The organism is Inquilinus limosus, from assembly GCF_002195995.1.
Lineage (GTDB): Bacteria > Pseudomonadota > Alphaproteobacteria > DSM-16000 > Inquilinaceae > Inquilinus > Inquilinus limosus_C.
Genome location: NZ_NHON01000030.1, coordinates 1 through 21516 on the forward strand (window position 1 = coordinate 1; position 21516 = coordinate 21516).

25 protein-coding genes are annotated in these 21516 nt (G+C 69.3%); 8 read left to right on the forward strand and 17 right to left on the reverse strand.

The window, feature by feature from the left end; translation table 11 throughout:
* Positions 1–67 precede the first annotated feature (67 nt).
* On the reverse strand, positions 68–1579 hold the full coding sequence (locus BWR60_RS16750; RefSeq protein WP_230983081.1) for an ABC transporter ATP-binding protein: 1512 nt from the start codon (positions 1577–1579) through the stop codon (positions 68–70).
* A 24-nt stretch (positions 1580–1603) separates the two neighbouring features.
* On the reverse strand, positions 1604–2593 hold the full coding sequence (locus BWR60_RS16755) for a BMP family ABC transporter substrate-binding protein (RefSeq protein WP_088152278.1): 990 nt from the start codon (positions 2591–2593) through the stop codon (positions 1604–1606).
* Positions 2594–2969: 376 nt separating this feature from the next.
* On the opposite strand from BWR60_RS16755, the gene BWR60_RS16760 reads away from it, so the two are divergent.
* The 4 genes from BWR60_RS16760 to BWR60_RS16775 all read left to right on the forward strand — a co-directional run bounded on the left by BWR60_RS16760 (position 2970) and on the right by BWR60_RS16775 (position 6139).
* Positions 2970–4751, forward strand: coding sequence for a putative bifunctional diguanylate cyclase/phosphodiesterase (locus tag BWR60_RS16760; RefSeq protein ID WP_088152167.1), 1782 nt, complete (start codon positions 2970–2972; stop codon positions 4749–4751).
* 158 nt (positions 4752–4909) lie between these two features.
* A complete protein-coding gene (locus BWR60_RS16765; protein ID WP_088152168.1) occupies positions 4910–5386 on the forward strand; it encodes a response regulator in 477 nt (158 codons plus the stop codon).
* 94 nt (positions 5387–5480) lie between these two features.
* Positions 5481–5729, forward strand: coding sequence for a plasmid stabilization protein (locus tag BWR60_RS16770; protein WP_088152169.1), 249 nt, complete (start codon positions 5481–5483; stop codon positions 5727–5729).
* The gene (locus BWR60_RS16775) at positions 5726–6139 is read left to right on the forward strand and encodes a type II toxin-antitoxin system VapC family toxin (RefSeq protein WP_088152170.1); all 414 of its coding nucleotides are present in this window, start codon (positions 5726–5728) and stop codon (positions 6137–6139) included. Before BWR60_RS16770 ends, BWR60_RS16775 begins: the two co-directional genes overlap by 4 nt.
* Before the next feature lie 18 nt (positions 6140–6157).
* Here the strand turns inward: BWR60_RS16775 and BWR60_RS16780 are convergent, their stop codons facing one another.
* The 7 genes from BWR60_RS16780 to BWR60_RS16805 all read right to left on the reverse strand — a co-directional run bounded on the left by BWR60_RS16780 (position 6158) and on the right by BWR60_RS16805 (position 10710).
* Positions 6158–6634, reverse strand: a complete 477-nt coding sequence (locus BWR60_RS16780; protein WP_088152171.1) for an SRPBCC family protein — start codon at positions 6632–6634, stop codon at positions 6158–6160.
* A complete protein-coding gene (locus BWR60_RS37690; protein ID WP_218823543.1) occupies positions 6631–6963 on the reverse strand; it encodes an ArsR/SmtB family transcription factor in 333 nt (110 codons plus the stop codon). The genes BWR60_RS16780 and BWR60_RS37690 overlap by 4 nt, the downstream gene beginning before the upstream one ends.
* Positions 6960–7424 (reverse strand): VOC family protein, encoded by a 465-nt coding sequence (locus BWR60_RS37695; RefSeq protein ID WP_218823544.1) that lies wholly within the window; start codon positions 7422–7424, stop codon positions 6960–6962. The genes BWR60_RS37690 and BWR60_RS37695 overlap by 4 nt, the downstream gene beginning before the upstream one ends.
* A gap of 105 nt (positions 7425–7529) precedes the next feature.
* Positions 7530–8027, reverse strand: coding sequence for a hypothetical protein (locus tag BWR60_RS16790; RefSeq protein WP_088152172.1), 498 nt, complete (start codon positions 8025–8027; stop codon positions 7530–7532).
* Positions 8028–8050: 23 nt separating this feature from the next.
* A complete protein-coding gene (locus BWR60_RS16795; RefSeq protein WP_088152173.1) occupies positions 8051–9067 on the reverse strand; it encodes an ABC transporter substrate-binding protein in 1017 nt (338 codons plus the stop codon).
* A gap of 13 nt (positions 9068–9080) precedes the next feature.
* The gene (locus BWR60_RS16800) at positions 9081–9890 is read right to left on the reverse strand and encodes an ABC transporter permease (protein WP_088152280.1); all 810 of its coding nucleotides are present in this window, start codon (positions 9888–9890) and stop codon (positions 9081–9083) included.
* On the reverse strand, positions 9880–10710 hold the full coding sequence (locus tag BWR60_RS16805; protein ID WP_088152174.1) for an ABC transporter ATP-binding protein: 831 nt from the start codon (positions 10708–10710) through the stop codon (positions 9880–9882). The genes BWR60_RS16800 and BWR60_RS16805 overlap by 11 nt, the downstream gene beginning before the upstream one ends.
* Before the next feature lie 162 nt (positions 10711–10872).
* Between BWR60_RS16805 and BWR60_RS16810 the strand changes: the two genes are divergently transcribed.
* A complete protein-coding gene (locus tag BWR60_RS16810; RefSeq protein WP_088152175.1) occupies positions 10873–11883 on the forward strand; it encodes a zinc-binding alcohol dehydrogenase family protein in 1011 nt (336 codons plus the stop codon).
* 167 nt (positions 11884–12050) lie between these two features.
* Here the strand turns inward: BWR60_RS16810 and BWR60_RS16815 are convergent, their stop codons facing one another.
* Both BWR60_RS16815 and BWR60_RS37100 read right to left on the reverse strand, forming a co-directional pair.
* Positions 12051–12377 carry a hypothetical protein gene (locus tag BWR60_RS16815; RefSeq protein WP_144445645.1) on the reverse strand — a complete coding sequence of 109 codons (327 nt, stop codon included), beginning with the start codon at positions 12375–12377 and terminating at the stop codon, positions 12051–12053.
* Positions 12378–12483: 106 nt separating this feature from the next.
* On the reverse strand, positions 12484–12825 hold the full coding sequence (locus tag BWR60_RS37100) for a hypothetical protein (RefSeq protein ID WP_088152177.1): 342 nt from the start codon (positions 12823–12825) through the stop codon (positions 12484–12486).
* A 276-nt stretch (positions 12826–13101) separates the two neighbouring features.
* Between BWR60_RS37100 and BWR60_RS37105 the strand changes: the two genes are divergently transcribed.
* The 3 genes from BWR60_RS37105 (at position 13102) to BWR60_RS16835 (ending at position 15739) form a co-directional block, all read left to right on the forward strand.
* Positions 13102–14118 (forward strand): sugar-binding transcriptional regulator, encoded by a 1017-nt coding sequence (locus BWR60_RS37105; RefSeq protein WP_179221805.1) that lies wholly within the window; start codon positions 13102–13104, stop codon positions 14116–14118.
* A gap of 208 nt (positions 14119–14326) precedes the next feature.
* Positions 14327–15385 carry an aspartate carbamoyltransferase gene (pyrB, locus tag BWR60_RS16830; protein WP_088152179.1) on the forward strand — a complete coding sequence of 353 codons (1059 nt, stop codon included), beginning with the start codon at positions 14327–14329 and terminating at the stop codon, positions 15383–15385.
* Between the two features lie 135 nt (positions 15386–15520).
* On the forward strand, positions 15521–15739 hold the full coding sequence (locus tag BWR60_RS16835; RefSeq protein WP_088152180.1) for a CopG family ribbon-helix-helix protein: 219 nt from the start codon (positions 15521–15523) through the stop codon (positions 15737–15739).
* Positions 15740–15928: 189 nt separating this feature from the next.
* Here the strand turns inward: BWR60_RS16835 and BWR60_RS16840 are convergent, their stop codons facing one another.
* The 6 genes from BWR60_RS16840 to BWR60_RS16865 all read right to left on the reverse strand — a co-directional run bounded on the left by BWR60_RS16840 (position 15929) and on the right by BWR60_RS16865 (position 21387).
* Positions 15929–16792 carry a carbohydrate ABC transporter permease gene (locus BWR60_RS16840; protein ID WP_088152181.1) on the reverse strand — a complete coding sequence of 288 codons (864 nt, stop codon included), beginning with the start codon at positions 16790–16792 and terminating at the stop codon, positions 15929–15931.
* Entirely contained in the window at positions 16792–17679 is an 888-nt protein-coding gene (locus BWR60_RS16845; RefSeq protein WP_088152182.1) for a carbohydrate ABC transporter permease, read from the reverse strand. The genes BWR60_RS16840 and BWR60_RS16845 overlap by 1 nt, the downstream gene beginning before the upstream one ends.
* Positions 17680–17683: 4 nt before the next feature.
* Positions 17684–18250, reverse strand: coding sequence for an SIS domain-containing protein (locus tag BWR60_RS16850; RefSeq protein ID WP_088152183.1), 567 nt, complete (start codon positions 18248–18250; stop codon positions 17684–17686).
* A 212-nt stretch (positions 18251–18462) separates the two neighbouring features.
* On the reverse strand, positions 18463–19791 hold the full coding sequence (locus tag BWR60_RS16855; protein ID WP_088152184.1) for an ABC transporter substrate-binding protein: 1329 nt from the start codon (positions 19789–19791) through the stop codon (positions 18463–18465).
* Positions 19792–19918: 127 nt separating this feature from the next.
* The gene (gene bluB / locus BWR60_RS16860) at positions 19919–20557 is read right to left on the reverse strand and encodes a 5,6-dimethylbenzimidazole synthase (RefSeq protein ID WP_218823545.1); all 639 of its coding nucleotides are present in this window, start codon (positions 20555–20557) and stop codon (positions 19919–19921) included.
* A 41-nt stretch (positions 20558–20598) separates the two neighbouring features.
* Positions 20599–21387: a YdcF family protein gene (locus BWR60_RS16865; protein ID WP_088152186.1), complete on the reverse strand. Its 789-nt coding sequence runs from the start codon at positions 21385–21387 to the stop codon at positions 20599–20601.
* Positions 21388–21516 lie beyond the last annotated feature (129 nt).

Consider the following 21516-nt stretch of genomic DNA (forward strand, 5'->3'; position numbering starts at 1 on the left):
GCCCATTCTTGTCCCCCCTCCCGCAAGGGGAGGGGGGACAAGAATGGGCATGGCCCGGATACGCCCCTCATGCCGCCTGCCCCGTCACCCCGGCCATCAGCAGGCCGAGGCCGGTCTCGGTGGCCTCGGCGCCGGGCACCTCGGCGATCACCCGGCCCTCATACATCACCAGCACCCGGTCGGAGAGGGCCAGGATCTCGCCGAGCTCGGCCGAGACCAGCAGCACGGCGCGCCCCTTGTCGCGCTCGGCCACCAGCCGGCCATGGATGAACTCGATGGCGCCGACATCGACGCCGCGGGTCGGCTGCTCGGCGATCAGCACCGGCGCCTCATGGTCCAGCTCGCGCGCCACCACCACCTTCTGCAGGTTGCCGCCGGACAGGGTGCCGACCGCCGTGCCCTCGCCCGGGATCTTGATGCCGAAGCGCGCGATCAGGTCGCGTGCCCGGTCCCGCATGGCGATGCGGTCCAGCACGCCGCGGCGGGACAGCGGCGGCCGCCGGTGGAAGCCCATGGAGAGGTTGTCGGTGGCGCTGGCCCGTGGCGCCGTGCCGGTGCGGGCGCGATCCTCGGGCACATAGGCGATGCCGGCGGCGCGGCGGCCGGCAACATCGACGGCGGTGACGTCGCGCCCGTCGACCCGGACCGACCCGGCATCGGCGGCGCGCAGCCCGGCCAGGATCTCGATCAGCTCGGTCTGGCCATTGCCGGCAACCCCGGCGATGCCGACGATCTCCCCCGCCTGCACGGCGAAGGAGACGCCGTCGATCGCCGGCTTCCCCGGCGCCGCCAGGGTCAGCCCCTCGACCTCGAGCAGCGGCCGGCCCGGCTGCGCCGGCGCCTTGTCGACCTTCAGCGTGACGTTGCGGCCGGTCATCGCCCGGATGATCGCCTGCGGGTCGGTCTCGGCGGTGACCATCCGATCCGCCACCCGGCCGTCGCGCAGCACGGTGATGCGGTCGGTCACCGCCATCACCTCATGGATCTTGTGGGTGACGAACAGGATGGTGCGCCCGTCCGCCGCCAGGCCGCGCATCACCTGGAACAGTCCGTCGCGCTCGCCCGGGGTCAGCACCGCCGTCGGCTCATCCAGGATCAGGATGCGGGCGTCGCGGTACAGCGCCTTCAGGATCTCGACCCGCTGCTTCACCCCGACCGGCAGCGTGCCGACGCGGGCGTCGGGATCGACCGGCAGGCCGTGGCGGGCCGCCAGCTCCGCCACCGTGCGGCGGGCGGCGGCGCGGTCGATGAACGGCCCGCGCCGCGGCTCGGCCCGGTACACCACATTCTCCCAGACCGTCAGGCTGTCGAACAGCTTGAAGGCCTGGTGCACCATGCCCAGGCCGGCGGCGATGGCGTCGGTCGGCGACCGGAACGGCCGCGTCCGGCCGTCGATCACGATCTCGCCCCCGTCGGGCTGCACCAGCCCGTACAGGATGCCCATCAGGGTCGACTTGCCGGCCCCGTTCTCGCCCATCACCGCATGGATCTCGCCGGCCTCGACCGACAGGTCGACACCGTCATTGGCCAGCACCCCGGGGTAGCGCTTGACGATGCCGCGCATCTCCAGGAATGCCACGCCCCCGCCCCTCCGCGCAGCGGGTTACTGGCCGGCCAGCATCGGGTCGGGGACCGACACCGTGCCGGCGGCGATGGCGTCGCGCAGCTCCCGCACCTTGGTGATGACGTCGGGATGCTCGGCGATCAGGCATTTCGAATTGGCGACGTCGTCGCCGAGCCCGGTCAGGGTGATGCCACCCTCCTTCACGCCATAGGAGGTCAGCGGCGCCTGGGTGCCGGCGAGGATGCCCTTCACCGCCTCGATCAGGGCGACATCGACCTTCTTCTCGATATTGTCCATCACCACGCCGGGCGCCAGCGGGCACTGGTTGACGTCGACGCCGAAGGCCAGCGTGCCCGGCGTCGCCTCCGCCGCCTTGAAGATGCCGCCATTGCCGCCGGAGGTGGCGGCCAGCACCCGGTCGGCGCCCTCGCTGATCAGCGACACCGCTTGCTGCTGCGCCCGCACCGGGTCGGAGAACGGGTGGTCGCCGCCGACCCAGACGGTCGGGCTGACCACGATCTCGTCATTCACCGCCTTGGCGCCGGCGGCGAAACCGTCGGTGAAGCGGTGCAGGAAGGGGATGTCGAGCGCGCCGATCGACCCGATGGTGCCGCTCTCCGAGGTCAGCGCCGCCTCGGCGCCGGCCAGATAGGCGCCCTCATGCTCGCGGAACACGGCGCAGTAGACGTTCGGCATCGGCTTCTGGATGCACTGGTCGACGATCAGGAACTTGATGTCCGGGAACTTCGCCGCCGCATCCGGCACGATGTCGCCGAACTCGAAGCCGATCACGATCACCACCGCCGCGCCCTCGCGCGCCGCCGCCTCGACATTCTGGCGGCGGGTGGCGGGATCGGTGCTCTCATACACCTTGGCCTCGCCGCCGATCGCGGCGGCCGCCTCCTCCGCCCCCTTGCGGCCGAGCTTGAGGAACTCGTTCACGCCGAGCGGATCGGGCGAGATGAAGACCAGCTTGCCGCCGGCCGCCTGGGCCGGCAGCGCCGCCCCGAGGGAGAGGGCCGCCGCCATGATGGGACCGATGAGATGCCGCCGACGCCCGTGGATGCGCATGGTCTGTTCCCTGTTTCCTCGCGATCGCCGCCCCGCGGACCGACGGTGATCCACCTTTGGCGGCTGCTGTTCGATTCGTCAATCGGCGCAGATCGCCTGCGACTCGGCGCTATCCGGCTGGACAGAGCGAAGAGATTGCAGTTTACTAAAATTGTATTTAATTGATTTGCCTTCCGCCCTGGAAATGATTCCGGCTCTAATCGGCGGAGGCCATCGGGCCATTCGTTCGATCGGGAGATGATTCGGAAGCCATGAGCGGCAGAGTTTCGACCGTCCAGCCGCCGCATGTGGCACTCCAGGCCCTCTTCCGGTCAGGGATGACCGTCCCGGCCCGATGACCGATTCGACTTCCCAATCCCTGGTCGCGCTGGAGCGCGACGCCCTGCAGGCCCTGGTCGACGGCGACCCGATCGACAGCGTCCTTCGCGATGTCGCCCGGGCGATGGGCCGGCTGCAGGTGCCCCCCTTGCATCCCGGCACCGGAGTCGCCTTCCTGCGGCTCGACGAAAGCGGCGCCAGCCTGTCGCTGCTGGCGCAGAGCGGGCTGCAAGGCGCCCCCCTGGACGCGCTGGGAACGATCCGGGTCGGTCCGTCGGGCCCGCCCCCGGGCGTCGCCGTCTTCACCAACGCCCCGGCCGCCGGCGCCCTGGGCCCGGCCGAGGTGACGGCGCTCACCGAGCCGCTGACCGACGATGACGGCCGGATCGCCGGCGCCCTGGTGCTCACCGGCCTGTCGCGGCCGGAGGAGATGCCGGAGCCGCTGCGGCAGACCATCGGCCGGCTGTTCGCCATGGCGCTGCGGCGCGACCGTCGGGACCGCGAGGTCCAGGACCTGATCTACCGGGACCCGCTGACCGGCTTGCCCAACCGACGCTGCTTCGACGAGCGGCTGGCCGAGACCTTCGCCCGCGGAGTCGATGCCGCCAGCCCGGTCTCGGTCCTGTTCATGGACCTGGACGAGTTCAAGAAGGTTAACGATACCCTGGGCCATGAGGTCGGCGACCTGCTGCTGGCGATCGTCGGCAGCCGGCTGCGCCGGGCCCTGTCGACCGAGGCCTTCGTGGCCCGGCTGGGCGGCGACGAGTTCGCCGCCATCGTCGCCGCCGATGCCGGCACCGCGACGGCGGCCGCGGGCCGGATCGTCCGGGCGCTGAAGGAGCCGGCGATGCTGCGCGGCTACCGGCTGCCGATCTATTGCAGCATCGGCATCGCCGCCTGCCCGGACCATGAATCCGACCCGGCCCTGCTGAAGCGCCTGGCCGACATGGCGATGTACTACGCCAAGCAGTCGGCCACCGGCATCGCCTCCGCCGCCACGCCGGAGGTGCGCCGGGCGATGTCGATCTCGGCGGTCGAGTTCGACATCCCGGCGGCGCTGCAGTCGAACCAGATCGGCCTGGTGTTCCAGCCGCGGGTGAACCTGGTCAGCGGCCGGGTCACCGGCTTCGAGGCGCTGGCCCGCTGGCACCACCCGACCCTCGGCGTGCTGGCGCCCAGCCACTTCATCCCCTGGGTCGAGCGCCGGCCCGACCTAGCGCTGAAATACACCGAATGGCTGCTGCAGTCCCTGGTGGATACGCTGATCCGGCTGCCGCGCGACGCGCTGGTGCCGATCTCGATCAACATCCCGGTCTCGATGATGCAATCCGATGCCGTGTTCACCGCCATGCTGAGCCGCATGAGCGAGGCGGGGCTGCCGCTGAGCCTGCTGCAGGTCGAGATCGTCGAGCGCGCCCTGACCCGCATGCCGGCCGAGGTCGAGGCGGTGGTTGAGCGCATGGTCGGGCTCGGCATCGCCTTCGAGCTGGACGATTTCGGCAGCGGCGAGGCCAATCTGGCGGCGCTGTCGCGGCTGCCCTTCTCCGCCATCAAGATCGCCGGCGAGATCGTGCAGACCGTGGCGACCGACCCGCGCTGCGAAAGGCTGATCGACGGCGTCACCCGCTTCGCCGAGACCTTCGGCGTCTCGCTCTGCGCCGAGCATGTCGAGAGCCCGGCGCAGCGGGACATCCTGCGGCGGCTCGGCGTCGAGCAGGGCCAGGGTTATCTGTTCGGCCAGCCCCTGCCGGCCAGCGAACTCGCCGCCGCCACGCGCACCGATCACCGCGGCGCATAGCGTGGGGATTCGAACGATGGTAACGTTCACACGAGACGCCGGGAACCATTTGCCGTCGTATTGATTATCTGCAATTCCTCGCCGGCCGGGATGGCCGGCCTTCAGCACGGGCAGGGCATGCCGACCACGGACAGCGGAGCAGCAGCGGGACATGCGTCATGTCGGAAGCCGCCGGCCTCACCCTCGGGGCAGGCGTCCGTGATCCGGCGGGCCTCGCGGCCGTGACCGGGCAGGCCATCCCGATGAAGATCCTCCTCGTCGACGACGACGAACTGTTCCTGGAATTCGCCGCCGCGATGCTGCGGGCCGACGGCGTCGCCGTCGAGACCTGCGCCAGCGCCGCCGAGGCGATGGCCGCCCTGCATCTCGAGGATGGCGGCCAGCCGGCGGGGGATTTCGACGCCGTGCTGATCGACATCGTCATGCCGGAGGTCTCCGGCACCGAGCTGTGCTCGCTGATCCGCGGCCATGGCGGCTATGGCAGCCTGCCGGTGATCATGATCAGCGCCACCCGCGACATGAGCCTGATCGACCAGGCGCTGACCGCCGGCGGCTCCTCCTACATCCAGAAGCCGATCCAGGCCGCGACCTTCGCCGGCGAGATCCGGCAGAAGATCACCGAAGCGCGCGGCTGAAAACCCGGGCGCCGGTCCTGCCATCAAGCCATCAGCTGCCATCTTGATGGCAGACCGCTGTGGGCGTACCATTCTCCCCTGGATGGAGAATGCCATGGCCGAACCCCAACTATCCGTTCGCAGCGCCAGAGCCCGGGATCTCGCCCACCGCCTCGCCCGCCGCGAAAACCGATCGATCGCCGACATCGTAGAGCGTGCGCTGGAGGCCTACGAAGTCCGCGAAGCCGGGCGTGAGCCCGCAGCCTCGTTCTATGCTCGGCTGGCCAAGGACCGCGATACGGATATCGATCTCGAGGCGGTGATCCGCGGCGCGAGACGCGTCGACCCAGGTCCGGACCTTTGATCTTCCTCGACACCAACGTCGTTTCCGAGACCCTGCGCAAAGCGCCCGATCCCACGGTGATCAACTGGCTGGTCCGGCATGACGCCGAATTGGCTTTGCCGACGGTGGTGATCGCGGAGATCGCCTTCGGTATTCAGAAGATCCGGCCGGATCGGCGCGCGGCCCGGCTTGAGCGGGAACTTTCGGATTGGTGCCACCGGTTCGCCGACAGAATCTTCGGCCTGACCGAAGAGGCCGCCCTTGCCTATGGCGAGATCATGGGCACGGCGTCCCGCCAGGGCCTCGGGATGTCAGCCCCCGATGGCATGATCGCCGCCATCGCCCGGGTCAATGGAGGCCGCCTGGCCACCCGCAACCTGACGGATTTCCGGACGACCGGGCTCGACCTCGTATCCCCATGGGCGCCATAGCCGAAGATACCATCGTCCCTACCCGTTGAACCGGGCCGTCCCGCGATAGGCCCCCAGCAGGGCCTGCCACCATTCGCCGTGGCGCTGCAGGAAGATCCCGTCGGGGAAGCGGTGCCGGGCGACGTGCTGCTGGGGCACGCTGTCCCAGCCGCGATGCTCGACGGTCACACGGGTCTGGTCGTCGACCGGGTCGAACCGGACCTCGACCTCGGTGGCCTGGTCGGGGGTAAAGCTGGCCTGCCGCCAGGAGAACACCAGGCGGCTGCCCGGTTCCCACACCAGGATCCGGCCGATCTCGAAGACCCGCCCGTCGAGATGGGTCTCGGTGAACCGGCCGCCAGGCCCCTGCTCGAAGCGCAGCATGCCGGGCGCGCCCGGGCTGAACTGGAACAGGGCGTTGGGCCGCCACCACAGGCCGATATCGCGGACGAAGGCGGTGAAGGCCCGCTCCGGCGCCGCATCGACGCGCAGGGAAACCAGGATCCTGGATGTCATTCCGGTCGCTCCAGATGCGCCTTGAAGGCGGCGAGCTGGTCGACCCAGAGCCGCTCGGTCTCCGCCAGCCAGGCTTTCAGATCGGCCATCGGTTCCGGCCTCAGGCTGTAGATGCGGACACGGGCATCGAACTCCGGATGCGCCTCCTCGACCAGCCCGCCCGCCTTCAGCGTGCGCAGGTGGCGGCTGAGCGCCGGCGGGTTGAGGCCCAGCGCTTCCGCCAGCTCCCCCGCCCGCCGCGGCCGCTCGCGCAGCAGCTCGACCACGCGCCGCCGGTGCGGATCGGCAAGGGCAGCGAGAGTCTGGTCGAGGCTGGCGGCCGGCCTCACACCCAGCCTTCGATCTTCAGCCCCGAGGCCTGCTCCGCCTCCTCGCGCGAGACCTGGCGGATGGCCTGGCCGAAGACCCAGACATGGCCTTCCGGATCCTGCGCGCGATAGGTGCGATCGCCGTAGAACTGGTCGGCCGGATCCTGCGGGACCACCGCCCCCGCGGCCCGCGCCCGGGCGCAGTGCCCGTCGATGTCGCGATCGACCCGGACATGGAGCATCTGCGTGTTCTTGCCGCCGATCGAGGCCGGGCTGGCGACGAACTCCGCCCATTCGGACCCGACATAGATCAGCCCGTCGCCGCCGACCCGCATCTCGGAATGGGCCAGCGTCCCGTCCTGGTCGGTGATCACCATGCAGCGTTCGAAGCCGAAGGCCTTCTCCAGCCAGTCGAGGGCGGCCCACGGGTCCTTGTAGAAGACGCTCGGCGTCAGCGCCGGGCGCGGGACGGACTCAGCCATGGCTCATCTCCTTCACCAATATGGAAATATTTAACGATATAGAGAAATATCGAGTCAAGAGGTCTCGGCTGCCCGGTGTGCGAGCCCACAACACCGGGACGCGAGCTACGGGCCGATCACCTTGGGCGACACCGACTCCACGAGCGCCTCGGCATTGCCCCGGGCGGTGTCCGCATCGTCGGCAATGGAGCGGATCGTCAGCAGATCGCCATCGCGAAGAATGATGGCGGTCGAGCCGATCATGGGCCCCATGGACCAATTGGTGATCCAGCCGACCGCGGGAGAAACCTTCAACTCGGTCAGGCTGCAGGCCGGGTCCTTGGCCCGGCAGAGCTTTTCCAGGTCGGACATCGACGTCTGGCCCGAGCGCACGCGCTGCTCCGTGCCGTCGGTCTGGCGGCCGATCTTGATGTCGACCATCGGCCCGCCCTTGCAGCCGGAGCAGAACAGCGTGACGCGCCCGGGCTCGGCCTTGTGGATGAAACCGGCCCCGAGCGCAGTGCTGGCCTCCTCCGCCACGGTCGAGAGGTCGTGGACGGCGAAGCCCTCCGCCTGCGCTTCCGTCGCGGCCAGGGCGGCAAGGCTCAGGATCAGGAAACGCATCGGCGGGCTCCTCCGGGAAAGGCCTACTTGATCGCCTGCGCCTTCTCAGCGAAGCGCGGGTCCCAGGTCTTGGACAGGTCGATCTGCGCGTCCTTCAGCTCCGGGCTGAAGCGATGCAGGATGTCGAGCGCAGTCTGCATCCCCTCCGCCTTGATCAGCCCGTCGCGGGAATACATCGGCAGCGAGGCCTTCACCGCCGCGACATAGAGGTCGCGGTCGCCCAACAGGTACTCCTCAGGCACCACGGCCGCGACATCCTCCGGCTTGGCGGTGGCCAGCCAGCGCAGAGACTTCATGAAGGCGTTGACCAGCGCCTGCGTGGTCTCGGGATTGGCCTCGATGAAATCCGCCTTGGCATAGAGCACGGCCGCCGGCACCGGGCCGCCGAACACCGCCTTCACCCCGTCCTCCGTCCGCGTGTCGACCAGCACCGAGACGGCGTCGGTCTGCTGCAGCTTGGAGATCACCGGATCGAGATTGGCCATGGCGTCGATCTCGCCATGCTCCATCGCCGCCACGGCGCTGGGGCCGCCGCCGACCGAGACGAAGGACACGTCGTCCGGCGTCAGCCCTTCCTTGGCCAGCAGCGCGTTGACGAAGAAGTTGGTCGAGGAGCCGGGGGCGGTGACGCCGATCTTGCGCCCCTTGAGGTCGGCCACCGACTTGATCTCGCCGGCCAGCGACTTGCGCACCACCAGCACGATGCCGGGGAAGCGGCCGAGCTCGATCAGCGCCCGGATGTCCTGGCCCTTGGCCTGCATCAGGATGGTGTGCTCATAGGCGCCGGTGGTGACATCGGTCGACCCGCCCATCATCGCCTGCAGGCTCTTGGCGCCGCCGGCGAAATCGCTGATCTCGACGTCCAGCCCCTCTTCCTTGAAGAAGCCCTTCTTCTCGGCGATCGTCAGCGGCAGGTAGTACAAGAGCGGCTTGCCGCCGACGCCGATATTGATATGCGTCTTCTCCGGCGCGGCCATGGCCGCCGGCGCCGCGAGCGCCAGGCCGAGGACCAGCGCCATCCCGCGCAGCAGGGTCTTCATCCGTTTCCTCCCATCATCCTTGGGCCGAGGCGCTGCCCGCGCTCTCCGGCCGCCACACCAGAAGCCGCCGCTCGATCACCGAGACGGCGGCGTCGATCGCCACCACGAAGGCCGACAGCACCAGCATGCCGGAGAACACGCCGACCACGTCGAACACGCCCTCCGCCTGGGCGATGCGGTAGCCGAGCCCGGCGGTGGCGCCGAGATACTCGCCGACCACGGCGCCGACCAGGGCGAAGCCGACCGAGGTGTGCAGGCTGGAGAACACCCAGGACAGGGCCGAGGGCAGGTAGACATGGCGCAGCAGTTGCCGGTCGTTCATCCCCAGCATCCGGGCATTGGCCAGCACGGTCGGGCTGACCTCGCGCACGCCCTGATAGACGTTGAAGAAGACGATGAAGAACACCAGCGTCACGCCGAGCGCCACCTTCGACCAGATGCCGAGGCCGAACCACAGGGCGAAGATCGGCGCCAGCACCACCCGGGGCAGCGCGTTGGCGGCCTTGATGTAGGGGTCGAACACCGCCGCCGCCGTCGCCCGCCGGGCGAACCAGAAGCCGAGCGCGACGCCGCCGAGCGAGCCGATGGCGAAGGCCAGCACCGTCTCCAGCAGGGTGACGCCGAGATGCCGCCAGATCACGCCGGAGGCGAAGTCCTTCCAGGTCCGCTCGATCACGCCGAGCGGCGTGGCGAAGAAGAACGGATCGAGGATCTTCGTCGCCGTCAGCACGTGCCAGGCCAGCAGGCAGAACACCGCGACCGCGATCTGCCAGGCCAGGATGCGGCCGCGCCCCCCTTTCGCAAAGCCCGCTTCAGACGGCATCGCCATAGGCCTTCATCACCTCGTCCTTCAGCGCCGCCCAGATCGCCCGGTGCAGCGCCACGAACTCCGGATCGTGGCGCGATTCCGCCAGCTCGCGCGGCCGGGGCAGCCCGACCCGGTGGTCGGCGATGATCCGCGCCTGGGGACCTGCCGACAGCACCACCACCCGGTCGGCCAGCGCGATCGCCTCCTCCAGGTCATGGGTGACGAACAGCACCGCCTTGCGCTCGGCCGACCACAGCGACAGCAGCAGGTCGCCCATCACGATCCGGGTCTGGGCGTCGAGCGGGCCGAAGGGCTCGTCCATCAGCAGCAGCTTCGGCTCCAGGATCAGCATCTGGGCCAGGGCGACGCGCTTCTTCTGGCCGCCGGACAGTTGGTGCGGATAGCGGTCGCCCATCGACGCCAGCCCGACCCGCGTCAGCCAGGACTGCGCCCGCTCCCGCGCCTCCTTCGCCGCCACGCCGCGCACCGCGAGACCGACGGCGACATTGTCGCGCGCGGTCTTCCACGGCATCAGGGAGTCGGCCTGGAACAGGTAGCCGGCGTCGCGGTTCAGCCCCTGCAGCGGCTTGCCGAACACGGCGCAGCCGCCGGAGGCTGCCGGCACCAGCCCGGCGGCGACGTTCAGCAGGGTGGACTTGCCGCAGCCGGTCGGCCCGACGATGGCGGTGAACTCGCCATCGGCCACCACCAGGTCAGTCTCGCCCAGCGCGACATAGCGCCCGCCGCCCTTCAGCGGATAGGCGACCGAGATCCCGGAAAACGCGATGGCTGGCGGGACCTCTCCGCCGCGCGCCGCCTCGGCGACTCTCTGCACTCCTGGCTTCCCCCGGATGACTGGCCGTGGACGGCCTCTTGGGACTCAAGGCGGCAAGTCTGTCCCAGATCCGGCCCGGCTTTCCAGTCAAACGCGCTCGACAATCGCGATTTGTCCGATCAATTTGGGGCCACCCCACCGCGAAGCCCGATCGGACCGACGATGAAAGCGATCCTCTGCGAGAAGCCCGAGACCCTGCGCCTGATCGACCGGCCGGAGCCGCAGCGCCGCCCGGGCGAGGTGCTGGTGCGGATCCGCCGGGTCGGCATCTGCGGCACCGACTATCACATCTACAAGGGCAACCAGCCCTATTTCGAATATCCGCGCGTGATCGGCCATGAGCTGGGCGCCGAGGTGGTGGAGGCCGATGCCGGCAGCGCCTTCCGCCCGGGGCAGGTCGTCGCCATCCAGCCCTATCTGCATTGCGGCACCTGCGGCGCCTGCCGGCGCCGCCGCACCAATTGCTGCAAGACCCTGTCGGTCCTGGGCGTTCATCGCGACGGCGGCCTGTGCGAATTCCTGTCGCTGCCGGAGGAGAATGTGGTCCCGGCCGAGGGGCTGAGCCTGGACCAGGCGGCGATGGTGGAGTTCCTGGCGATCGGCGCCCATGGCATCCGCCGCGGCGCGCCCGCCACCGGCGACCGGGTGCTGGTGGTCGGCGCCGGGCCGATCGGCATCGCCGCCACCATCTTCGCCAGGCTGCGCGGCGCCCATGTCAGCGTGCTGGACCTGAATCCCGGGCGCCTGGCCTTCAGCCGCGACGTGCTGCAGGCCGATGCGGTGTTCGAGGGCGGCGGCGACATCGACGACCGGCTGAGCCGAGCGACGGACGGCGCGTTCTTCGACCTGGTGGTCGACGCCACCGGCAGCCCGGCGGCGATGCGCAAGGGCTTCTCCTACGTCGCCCATGCGGGCAGCTACGTGCTGCTGAGCATCGTGATGGGCGAGATCGGCTTCTCCGACCCCGAATTCCACAAGCGCGAGACCACGCTGCTGGCCAGCCGCAACGCCACCCGCGAGGATTTCGAGCATGTGCTGGCGTCGATGCAGGCCGGCCACGTGCCGACCGATGCGCTCGGCACCCATCGCGGCGTCCTGGCCGAGGTGCCGGCCCTGGTGCCCGGCTGGAGCCGCCCGGAGGCAGGAGTGATCAAGGCGCTGGTCGAGGTGTGATAACGACGGCCTTTTTGAGACGACCGCGCCCATCGTCTCCCGTCATGGCGAGCCCCGCAGGGGCGTGGCCATCCAGGGGCCGCTCGCACTGGCCCCCTGGATGGCCACGTCGCTTCGCTCCTCGCCATGACGAATTAAATAATTCGAGCTGATCATGTGACCCGTGCTTAGCCGAACTCCGCCGCGAGGCCGGAAGCGGCCTCCTGCTCGGCTTCGGCGAGCAGGTGCTGGAGCCCCTGGCGGATGCTCCGGGCCTCGTGGCTCGTCAGCGGCATCGCCGGCATCTCGCCGGCGAAGACCGCCGCGCGGCGGTCATGCGGCAGATCCAGATAGTTGAGCGCCGAGATCGCGCCCTCCGGAACATCCCGCAGCAGGAAGTCATACCCGCGGCGCAGGAAATGCACCTCCCAGCGATCCTGCACGCGGTCGAGCCTCTCCAGGTACCGCTTCGCCAGCGGTGCTGAGAAGAGATCGTAATAGCTGCGCTTTCCCACGGACATCGGCAGTCCTCGGTTGATTCGGCAGTGGGATCCGACCGGCGTCACCCTGGGCGGGCGGCCGTTAATGCTCCGTGAAGCCTGCGTGCTTCAGGCGATCACATCAGGGTGCGGCCGGCGGCCTGTCCTCGGCCGGGCGGAATGGCCGGGCGCGCAGGTCGAGCCGCCGCTTCAGCCGCCGGATCTCCTCCTGCAGCCGGGCGTTCTCGCTGCGCAGCTGCCGCATCCACGAATCCGCCGCGGCCAGCCGGTCGGTGAACGGGTCCATCCATTGCGACCGGACCGGCCGCGACACCCGGGCCGGCGCCAGCAGGTCCCACCAGGTCCAGCCGCTGCCGCGCACCAGCCTGTCCGCCGCCAGGGCCGCGGCCGCCCGCTCGCCGTCATGGGCGGAGCCGAGCATCCCCAGGATCCGGATCAGCCGAGTCAGATCACCCTTGCGCATCCCGCCTCCCCCCGTCGCCGCACGTCCCCTGAGATGGCCGCGGGACCGCCGCCGGCAACCTTCCGCCCGCCCGGGTCTGGCCTGCCGTTTCCCGGCTGGTCCGGCACGGTCGGATTTGCTATGGTCCCATCATCGAGAAGGCAGCGGGCCGCACCGGAACTCCGGCGCGGCCCGTTCCGTTTCCGCGGCTCGTTTCCGAGGCGCGGCGGCGGGACCGCTTGCAGCGGACCGCCCCTGCCCCCACCATGGCGGCCGGGAAACGCCGGACCGGATATGATGAGCGAGACGCGCCGCCGCCTGGAGACCGTGAAGACTCGCCGGCGGCTGCCCGAGGCGGAATCGGCCGACCCGCCGGTCGACCCCGAGGCGCAGCAGCAGATCCGCATCGCCTGGGCCTATTTCGTCGAGGGCCTGACCCAGGCCGAGATCGCCGAGCGGCTGGGCCTGACCCGGCTGCGGGTGAACCGCATCCTGCAGGCCTGCCGCGAGGCCGGGGTGATCCAGATCCGCATCCAGTCGCCGCTGGCCTCCTGCGTGGCGCTGGAGCGGACGCTGATCCGCCGCTACGGGCTGCGCGACGCGGTGGTGGTGCCGACGCCGCGCGACGAGGACAAGATCCGCACCGCCATCGGCGTCGCCCTCGGCGGCTATGTCGAGAATGCGGTGCATGACGGCATGCTGGTCGGCATCGGCTGGGGCCTGACCCTGCGGCTGGGCCTGCAGTCGATGCGGCGGCGGCGGATGACCGACCTGTCGGTGGTCTCGCTGATCGGCAGCATGACCCGCGGCTCGGGCGAGAACACCTTCGAGATCGTCTCCCGCTTCGCCGACCTGCACGACGCCGACCGCTTCTACCTGGCCGCCCCGGTCTATGCCGATGACGAGGCCCAGCGTGGCAGCCTCCTGGCTGGTGGCGTGCTGCGTGAGATCTACGACAAGGCCAAGGCCGCCGACCTGGCGCTGGTCAGCGTCGGCAACGTCTCCGACCAGAACCTGATGCTGGCGCTGGGCGTGGTCGACCGCGAGGTCGCGGCGCTGCGCGCGGCCGGCGCCGTCGGCGACGTGCTGGGCACCTGGCTGGACGCCGAGGGCCGGCCGGTCGACCATCCGCTGAACCGGCGCATGGTGGCGCTGTCGCTGGACGATCTGGCCCGGATCCCGACCGTGGTGCTGGCCTCCGGCGGCAGCTACAAGTTCGAGATCATCCGCGCCGCGCTGCGCCGCCGCTACGTCAACGTCCTGATCACCGACGAGACGCTGGCGGAACGGCTTGCGGAAGACGGCGAAGGCTGAAGAGACCGTCCGGAAATGCGCTGGTATGAGTCGGCTGGTGGTGGTTTTGAGAACCGGAGCGCAGCGCACATTTGGTGCGTGAGCACCGGAAGCGGAAAAACCGCCATCAGACGGCCATACCAGTAGCATTTGTGGGCAGTCTCTGAGATGACTGGGCTCCGCATCGGCACCCGGCTCGGGTGTCTTCTCCGGATGGCGGACTGACACCATGGATTTCCAGGGCAAGCACTTCCTCTCGACGCGCGAGCTGACCCTCGACTCGCTCGCCGCGGTGTTCCGCGTCGCCGACCTGCTGGCCCCCGTGGCCCAGGGCCGCGCCACCACGCGGGTGCTGGAAGGCGCGGTGCTCGGCAGCCTGTTCTTCGAGGCGTCGACCCGCACCCGGTTGAGCTTCGAGGCCGCGTTCCAGCGCCTGGGCGGCGCCATCGTCAACACCACCGGCTTCACCTTCTCCTCGATCGCCAAGGGCGAGTCGATCTACGACACTGCCCGGGTGGTCGCGGGCTATGTCGACACGGTGGTGATGCGCCATCCGGAGGAGCGGGCGATCCATGAATTCGCCGAGGCGACGCACATCCCGGTGATCAATGGCGGCAACGGCGCCGGCGAGCACCCGACCCAGGCGCTGCTCGACATCTACACGATCGAGAAGGAGTTCGCGCGCATCGGCCGGCCGGTGAACGGCGCCCGCATCGCCCTGGTCGGCGATCTGAAATACGGCCGCACCGTGCATTCGCTGATCCACATCCTGTCGCTGTACCAGGACCTGACGCTGAGCCTGGTCTCGCCCGAGCCGCTGCGCATGCCGGCCGAGCTGGTGGAGCATGCCCGCAGCCGCGGCCATACGGTCGAGGAGCATGACGAGGTGGCGCGCGGCGTTGCCAAGGCCGACCTGATCTATGCCACGCGGGTGCAGAAGGAGCGTTTCGCCGAGGGTGAGCTGTCGGCCGACTACGCGCCGGACTTCCAGATCAGCCTGGGCATCCTGAATGCCCATGGCCTGCCGCACACGGTGGTGATGCACCCGCTGCCGCGCGACAGCCGGCCGGGCGCCAACGATCTGGCGCAGGATTTGAACACCGATCCGCGCCTGGCGATCTTCCGCCAGACCGACAACGGCGTGCCGGTGCGCATGGCGCTGTTCGCCTTGACCCTCGGCGTGGCCGACGGCATCGAGAAGACCTTCCAGCCGGCCCGCTGGTGGCGGCCGGAACGGATCGGCCCGGACGACGCGGAGTTCTACCGGCCGGGGAAGGCCGGGGCGTAAAGCTCTCCAAAACAATAAGAACGTCATCCCCGCGGAAGCGGGGATCTCGCGCAGATCTCCTGGACAGAGATTCCCGCTTTCGCGGGAATGACGACCGGAGGAGAATTGGAGTCCACTCCCAATCCAGCAACGCCCATGCGCATCGCAGTCGATATCCCCGACAACCTACTCGCCGCGCTGAGGGAGATCTGTGCCCGAGAGGGGTTGTCGCTGGATGCTGCGATCCGCGAGGCAGTCGCCTCCTATCTCGCCGATCGGCGGAAGCCGGCGGACGACGCCTTTGGCTCGTGGCAGCGTGACGGCAATGCGTGCGACGGGCCGACCTATCAGCAGACGCTGCGCGACGAATGGTAAGCCCGGACTAGCCACGCGGCTGACGATCTGATATCGGCGGCCGGAAATATTGACCCGTCATGGCGAGCCCCGAAGGGGCGTGGCCATCCAGCGGCACCGGCCCCTGGATCGCCACGTCGCTTCGCTCCTCGCGATGACGAGGAAGGGACCGGAGAGTCGATCTCAAAGGCCGACGATCTAGCCCCTTCCCTACTTCACCGCCCCCATCGTCAGCCCGCGCACCAGCTGGCGCGACACGATCAGGGCGAAGACGATCACCGGCAGCACGATCAGCGTGCCGGTGGCCATGATCTGGCCCCAGGGCAGGTCGTAGCCGCTCATGAAGCTGGTCGCCGCCACCGGCGCGGTGCGGCTGGCGCTGCGCGTCAGCACCAGCGCGTAGAGCAGCTCGTTCCAGGAGAAGATGAAGGAGAAGATCGCCGAGACGGCGACGCCCGGCGCCGCCAGCGGCAGGGCGATGCGCAGGAACACGGTGAAGCGCGAGGCACCGTCGATCCGCGCTGCGTCGTCCAGGTCGCGCGGGATGCCGCGGAACTGGTCGGCGCAGATCCAGACCACGATCGGCAGGTTGAAGGTCAGGTACAAGAGGATCAGCACCAGATGGGTGTCGATCAGGTTCAGGTTGCGAGCCAGGAGGAAGATCGGCAGCGCCAGCACGATCGGGCTGACCATGCGGTTGGTGATGAACCAGAACCACAGGTCGGACTTGCCGCGGAACTCGAACCGCGCCAGGGCGTAGGCCGCCGGAGTGCCCAGCAGGATCGCCAGCGCCGTGGTCGACACCGCGACGATGATCGAGTTCAAGAGGCTGGGGCCGACATCCTTCGGGCCCAGCACCATTCGGTAGTGGTCCAGCGTCGGCTCGAACAGCCAGGCGGGCGGCGAGGCCAGTGCCACCGCCTGGTCCTTCAGGCTGGTCGTCACCATCCAGTAGAACGGGAAGACGCAGATCAGCGCGATCGCGATCAGGGCGACCGCATGCCAGGGCGAGACCCGGATGCGGGCCTTGGCCGGCCGAGACTCCGCCCGCGCCGCTGCCGTCGACGCGACCATCACTCGACCTCCTGGTAGACGAGGCGGATATACATCCGCGACAGCACGATGGTGAGGACCAGGAGCAGGATCGCCTGGGCCGAGGCGACGCCCTGGTCGAACACCCGGAAGCCGACGCGCTGGATGGTGATCGAGATCAGCTCGGTCGCCGCGCCGGGGCCGCCACGGGTCATGGTGAAGATCATGTCGAACAGCTTCAGCGTGTCGGCGGTGCGCAGGATCAGCACGGCGGTGATGCCCGGCAGCAGGAAGGGCAGCTGGACATGGCGCAGGATGTGCCGGAAACGCCTGGTCTCCAGCCGCGCCGCCTCCTCGATCTCCGGCGGCACCATGGTCAGCCCGGCCAGCAGCACCAGGGCGCAGAACGGCGTCCACTGCCAGATGTCCATCAGCGCGATCGAGACGAAGGCCCAGCCCGGGTCGCCCAGCCACTCGATCGGACCGATCCCGACCAGGCCGAGGAACCAGTTCACCACGCCGAAATCGCGGTTGAAGATCAGCCGGCCGATCAACCCGACCACGGCATAGGTGGTGGCCATCGGGATGACGAGGCTGAGCCGGGCCAGCGTCTTCAGCAGGGACAGGCCCGGCTTGTGCAGCAAGAGGGCGACGCCGAGGCCGAGCAGCAGTTCCGCCGGCAGCACGATGACCAGGAACAGCAGCGTCCGCCCCAGCGCGTCCCAGAAGGTCGGGTCGGTCAGCACCGACAGGTAGTTGCCGAGGCCGACGAAGGGCGTCCCCTCGCGCGGGATCTTCGGCAGGATCACCTGGTGCAGCGAGTTCCACAGCGCATAGAGCGTCGGGAAGATGCCGATCGCGAACAGCGCGATCACGGCCGGGGCGAGGAACCAGACCGGGGTCCAGCGGCTGTCGAAACGGTGCGCCATGGGTCTACTCGAGATTGGTGTGCCGCGCCCGCATCGCCTCGGGCGCGACGCCGAGGCGGTCGCGCAGCCGGAGCACGACCAGCTCGAACAGCAGGAACTGTGCGCCCTCGTACAGGCTGCCCATCGGCAGCACCGAGGCGACTGTGGGGCCGGTGTCATTGGCCATGGTCTGGGCCGGCAGCACGAAGACGGTGTCGGCCAGGGCCGCGGCGCTGCCCTGGGGCTGGGCGGTGAACAGGAGGGTCCGCGCCCCGGCATCGCGGGCGACGCGCATCAGCCCGTCGATGGTGGCGAAGCCGCCCGGCCCGGCGCTGACCACCAGCAGGTCGCCCGGCCCGACCGGCGGCGCCGACATGTCGCCGACGACATGGACGTCGAGGCCGAGATGGTACAGGCGCATGGCCAGCGCCCGCATCATCAGCCCCTCGCGCCCGACGCCGTGGCAGACGATCCGGCGGGCGCCGGCCAGGGCGTCCAGCACCGGGTCGATCGCGCCGGATGGAAGCCGGCGGAAGACGCCGCGGATCTCGTCCAGCGCCCCTTCCGCCAGGGCGCCCAGGCTGTCGGGCATGGGGTGGTCTCCGGTCACGATCATCGGTCCGTTATTTTGCCTCTCCCGCGTGGCGGAAGAGGTCGGGCGTCCGCAGGACGACCGGGTGAGGGCCGGCACAGGCGGAGGGAAAGGGCCCTCACCCGGAGCCGCTTCGCGTCTCCGACCTCTCCCGCAAGCGGGAGAGGCAACGCGAAAGGACCATCGGGAGAAGGCCCGACCCTCAGGCCAGCTTACTGCAGCTTGTCCTTCTTGCCGTCGTAGTAGCCGGCCTTCTGCAGCACCGCCTCCATGCGCTCGCCGATCTTCTGGGCGCCGGACTCGGTCGTCTCCTCGCCCAGCATGATCTTGGTGCCGAACTCGGCGACGATCTCGGAGATCGCCGGCCATTCCGGGAAGCGCGGGCGGAAGGACGGCACGCCGCCCTGCCAGGACGCCACCGTCGGCTCGACGAAGGCGTATTTCGCCTTGATCGCCGGGTCGTCATAGACCGCGGTGCGGCCGGAGACGCCGCCGGCCTCGACATAGGGCTTGGCCATCGCCTCGGAGGTGATCCACTGGATGAACAGCCAGGAGGCCTTCTGCTCCGCCTCGCTGGCCTGCGACGCGACGCCGAGCGAGAAGCCGCCCAGCGCCGGCTTCAGCCCGGCCTCGCCTTTCGGCTCGGTGGCGACGCCCAGGCAGTCGCCCAGCTTCGAGGTCGCCGGGTCGACCAGCGTCGAATAGAAGGATGACCATTCGGTGATCATCGCCACCTGGCCCTGGGCCAGCGCGTTGACCGATTCCGCATGGTCGTAGTCGACGATGCCCGGCGGCATGAACTTCATCAGATCCTGCCGGAACTTCAGCCCCTTCTGCGATTCCACTGAGGTCAGATTGGACTTGAAGTCGGCGTTCAGCAGCGACCCGCCGAAGGGCCACAGCACGCGCATGAAGCTGTCGGCCGACTGGGTCTCGCCGCGGCGCGACTGCAGGGCGTAGGCATACTTCCCGTCATGGGTCAGCTTCGGCCCGTAAGTGGTCATCAGCTCGTCCCATGTGGCCGGCGGCTTGTCGAAGCCGGCATCCTTGAGCATGCACTTGTTGTAGAACAGCAGGCCGGAATAGTTGTCGAAGGGCAGGCCGTACAGCTCCTTGTTCCAGGTGCCGAAGCTCTCCAGCAGGATCGGGAAGAAGCCCTTCAGGTTCAGCGCAGGGTCGGCCAGGGCCGGGTCCTCGGTGAACGTCTTCAGCGGCACCAGCCAGCCGCTGTCGGCGTATTCGCCGATCCAGACGACATCGGTCAGGACCACGTCGATCTCGCCGCCGGCCGTGAAATCAAGGACTTCGCGCTCGCGGCTGTTCTCATAGGGCAGGATCTCATAGTCGACCTTGATCCCGGTCTCCTGCTCGAACTGCGGCAGCAGCTGGATCGCGGCGCGGTAGCCCGGCCGGTCGAGGAAGATCGCCTTGATGGTGGTGCCCTTATAGGGCTCCGCCGCCTCCTTCAGGCTCCAGGCCATGGCCTGGCCGGCGGTCAGCAGCGCGGCGATCGCGGCGCCGGAGAACAACAGCTTCTTCATTGGGTTCGCCTCCCTTTCCGATCTGTCATGCCCATTCGCCGGCGAAGGCTCGTTCGCGCCGACGCAAAACATTTGTATCTTCCCGGATACAATCGTCCAGCGGTCGCTCGGGTGTCAAGCCGGGCCGCTAGCGCCGCAGGACCGTGCGGCAGGCGCCGAGGCGGGACTGCCAGCCCTCGCGCTCCAGCTCCGGCACCGATTCCTCCGATTCGGGGAAGCCGAGGCAGAGATAGCCGACCAGATGCCAGTCGGGCGGCACGTCGAGCAGCGCCGCCACCGCCTCCGGCTCCAGGATCGAGACCCAGCCGAGGCCGACGCCCTCGATCCGCGCCGCCAGCCACAGCGTGTGGATGGCGGTCACCGCCGAATGGTCCAGCGTCTCCGGCATGGTCCGGCGGCCCAGCCCGTGCCCCTGCCCGGTCGACCGGTCGCAGAACACGGCGAGCTGCACCGGCGCCTCCTCCAGCCCCGCCAGCTTCAGCCGTCGGTAATGCGCGGCCCGTTCGCCCTCGTAGCCGGACGCCGCATCCGTGTTGCAGCGGCTGAAGACGGCCCGCACCGCCGCACGCCGCACCTCGTCCTCCACCAGCACGAAGCGCCAGGGCTGGCTGTTGCCGACCGAGGGGGCCAGGCAGGCGAGGTCCAGCAGCCGGTCGAGCAGCCCGGGCGGCAGCGGATCGCGGCGGAAGCGGCGGACGTCGCGGCGCCAGCGCAGCAGCGCGGCAAAGCGGTCGCGGAATTCGGGCGGGAAGTCGGGGGCGGCCACAGCGATCCTCCGGACGGCGATGTGCCGCTATAGACCCCCAATCACGGTCCGGGGAAAGGGGTGTCGATGCGGCCGGTTGTCCAGTAGGCGACCAGGCCGATCCATTCATGCATCGCGATGTTCAGCACGTCGATCTGCTCGACCAGATCCACCCGGGGCAGCAGCGTCGGCGGCAGGCCGCGATAGTCGACCGGCCAGGGCACCACCTTCCAGCCGGCCTTGGCGAACAGGCCCATCGACCGCGGCATGTGAAAGGCGCTGGTGACCACCACCCAGTTCTGCCCGGGCTGGGGCTGCACCATCTGCTTCAGCAGCAGCACGTTCTCATCGGTGTTGCGGGCCTGGCCCTCGAGCAGCAGCCGCTGCTCGGGCACCCCGGCCATCAGCATGACGTCGCGGAAGATGTCCGATTGCGGCGGGATGCCGTTCCACGGGTCGCCGAGCCCGCCGGAGAAGACGATCTGCGCCTCCGGGAACCGGCGGGCGAGGTCGAGCGCGGCGAACAGCCGCTCGGCGGCGCCGTTCAGCATCGGCTCGCCCCGGGCCCCGGACAGGACGTTCTGCTCGGCCCCGCCCAGCACGATGATCCCTTCCACCGTGGCCGGCAGCTCCCGCGGCTTGGCGAAGCGGTTCTCCAGCGGCAGGATCATCAGGTCGCCGACCGGCAGCACACAGATGGCGGCGAAGGCCAGGGTCAGCGCGATCACCAGCCGCCGGGCCAGGCGCCGGGAGCGATACAGGAACCCGGCCGTGGCCAGCAGCAGCCCCAGCAGCAGGAGGCCGAGCGGCTGGACGAAGAACCAGATCAGCTTCGACAGGAAAAAGAACACCGCTCACCCACCCGGCGCGACCGCCGAGGAATGGCGGATCGCGGCCGAAGATGCAACCCGCGGGCCATGCGCGCGGGTTGAAGCGGAGACGCGGCAATCGCACATGCGCTAGGCTGTCCGTCCCAGGCC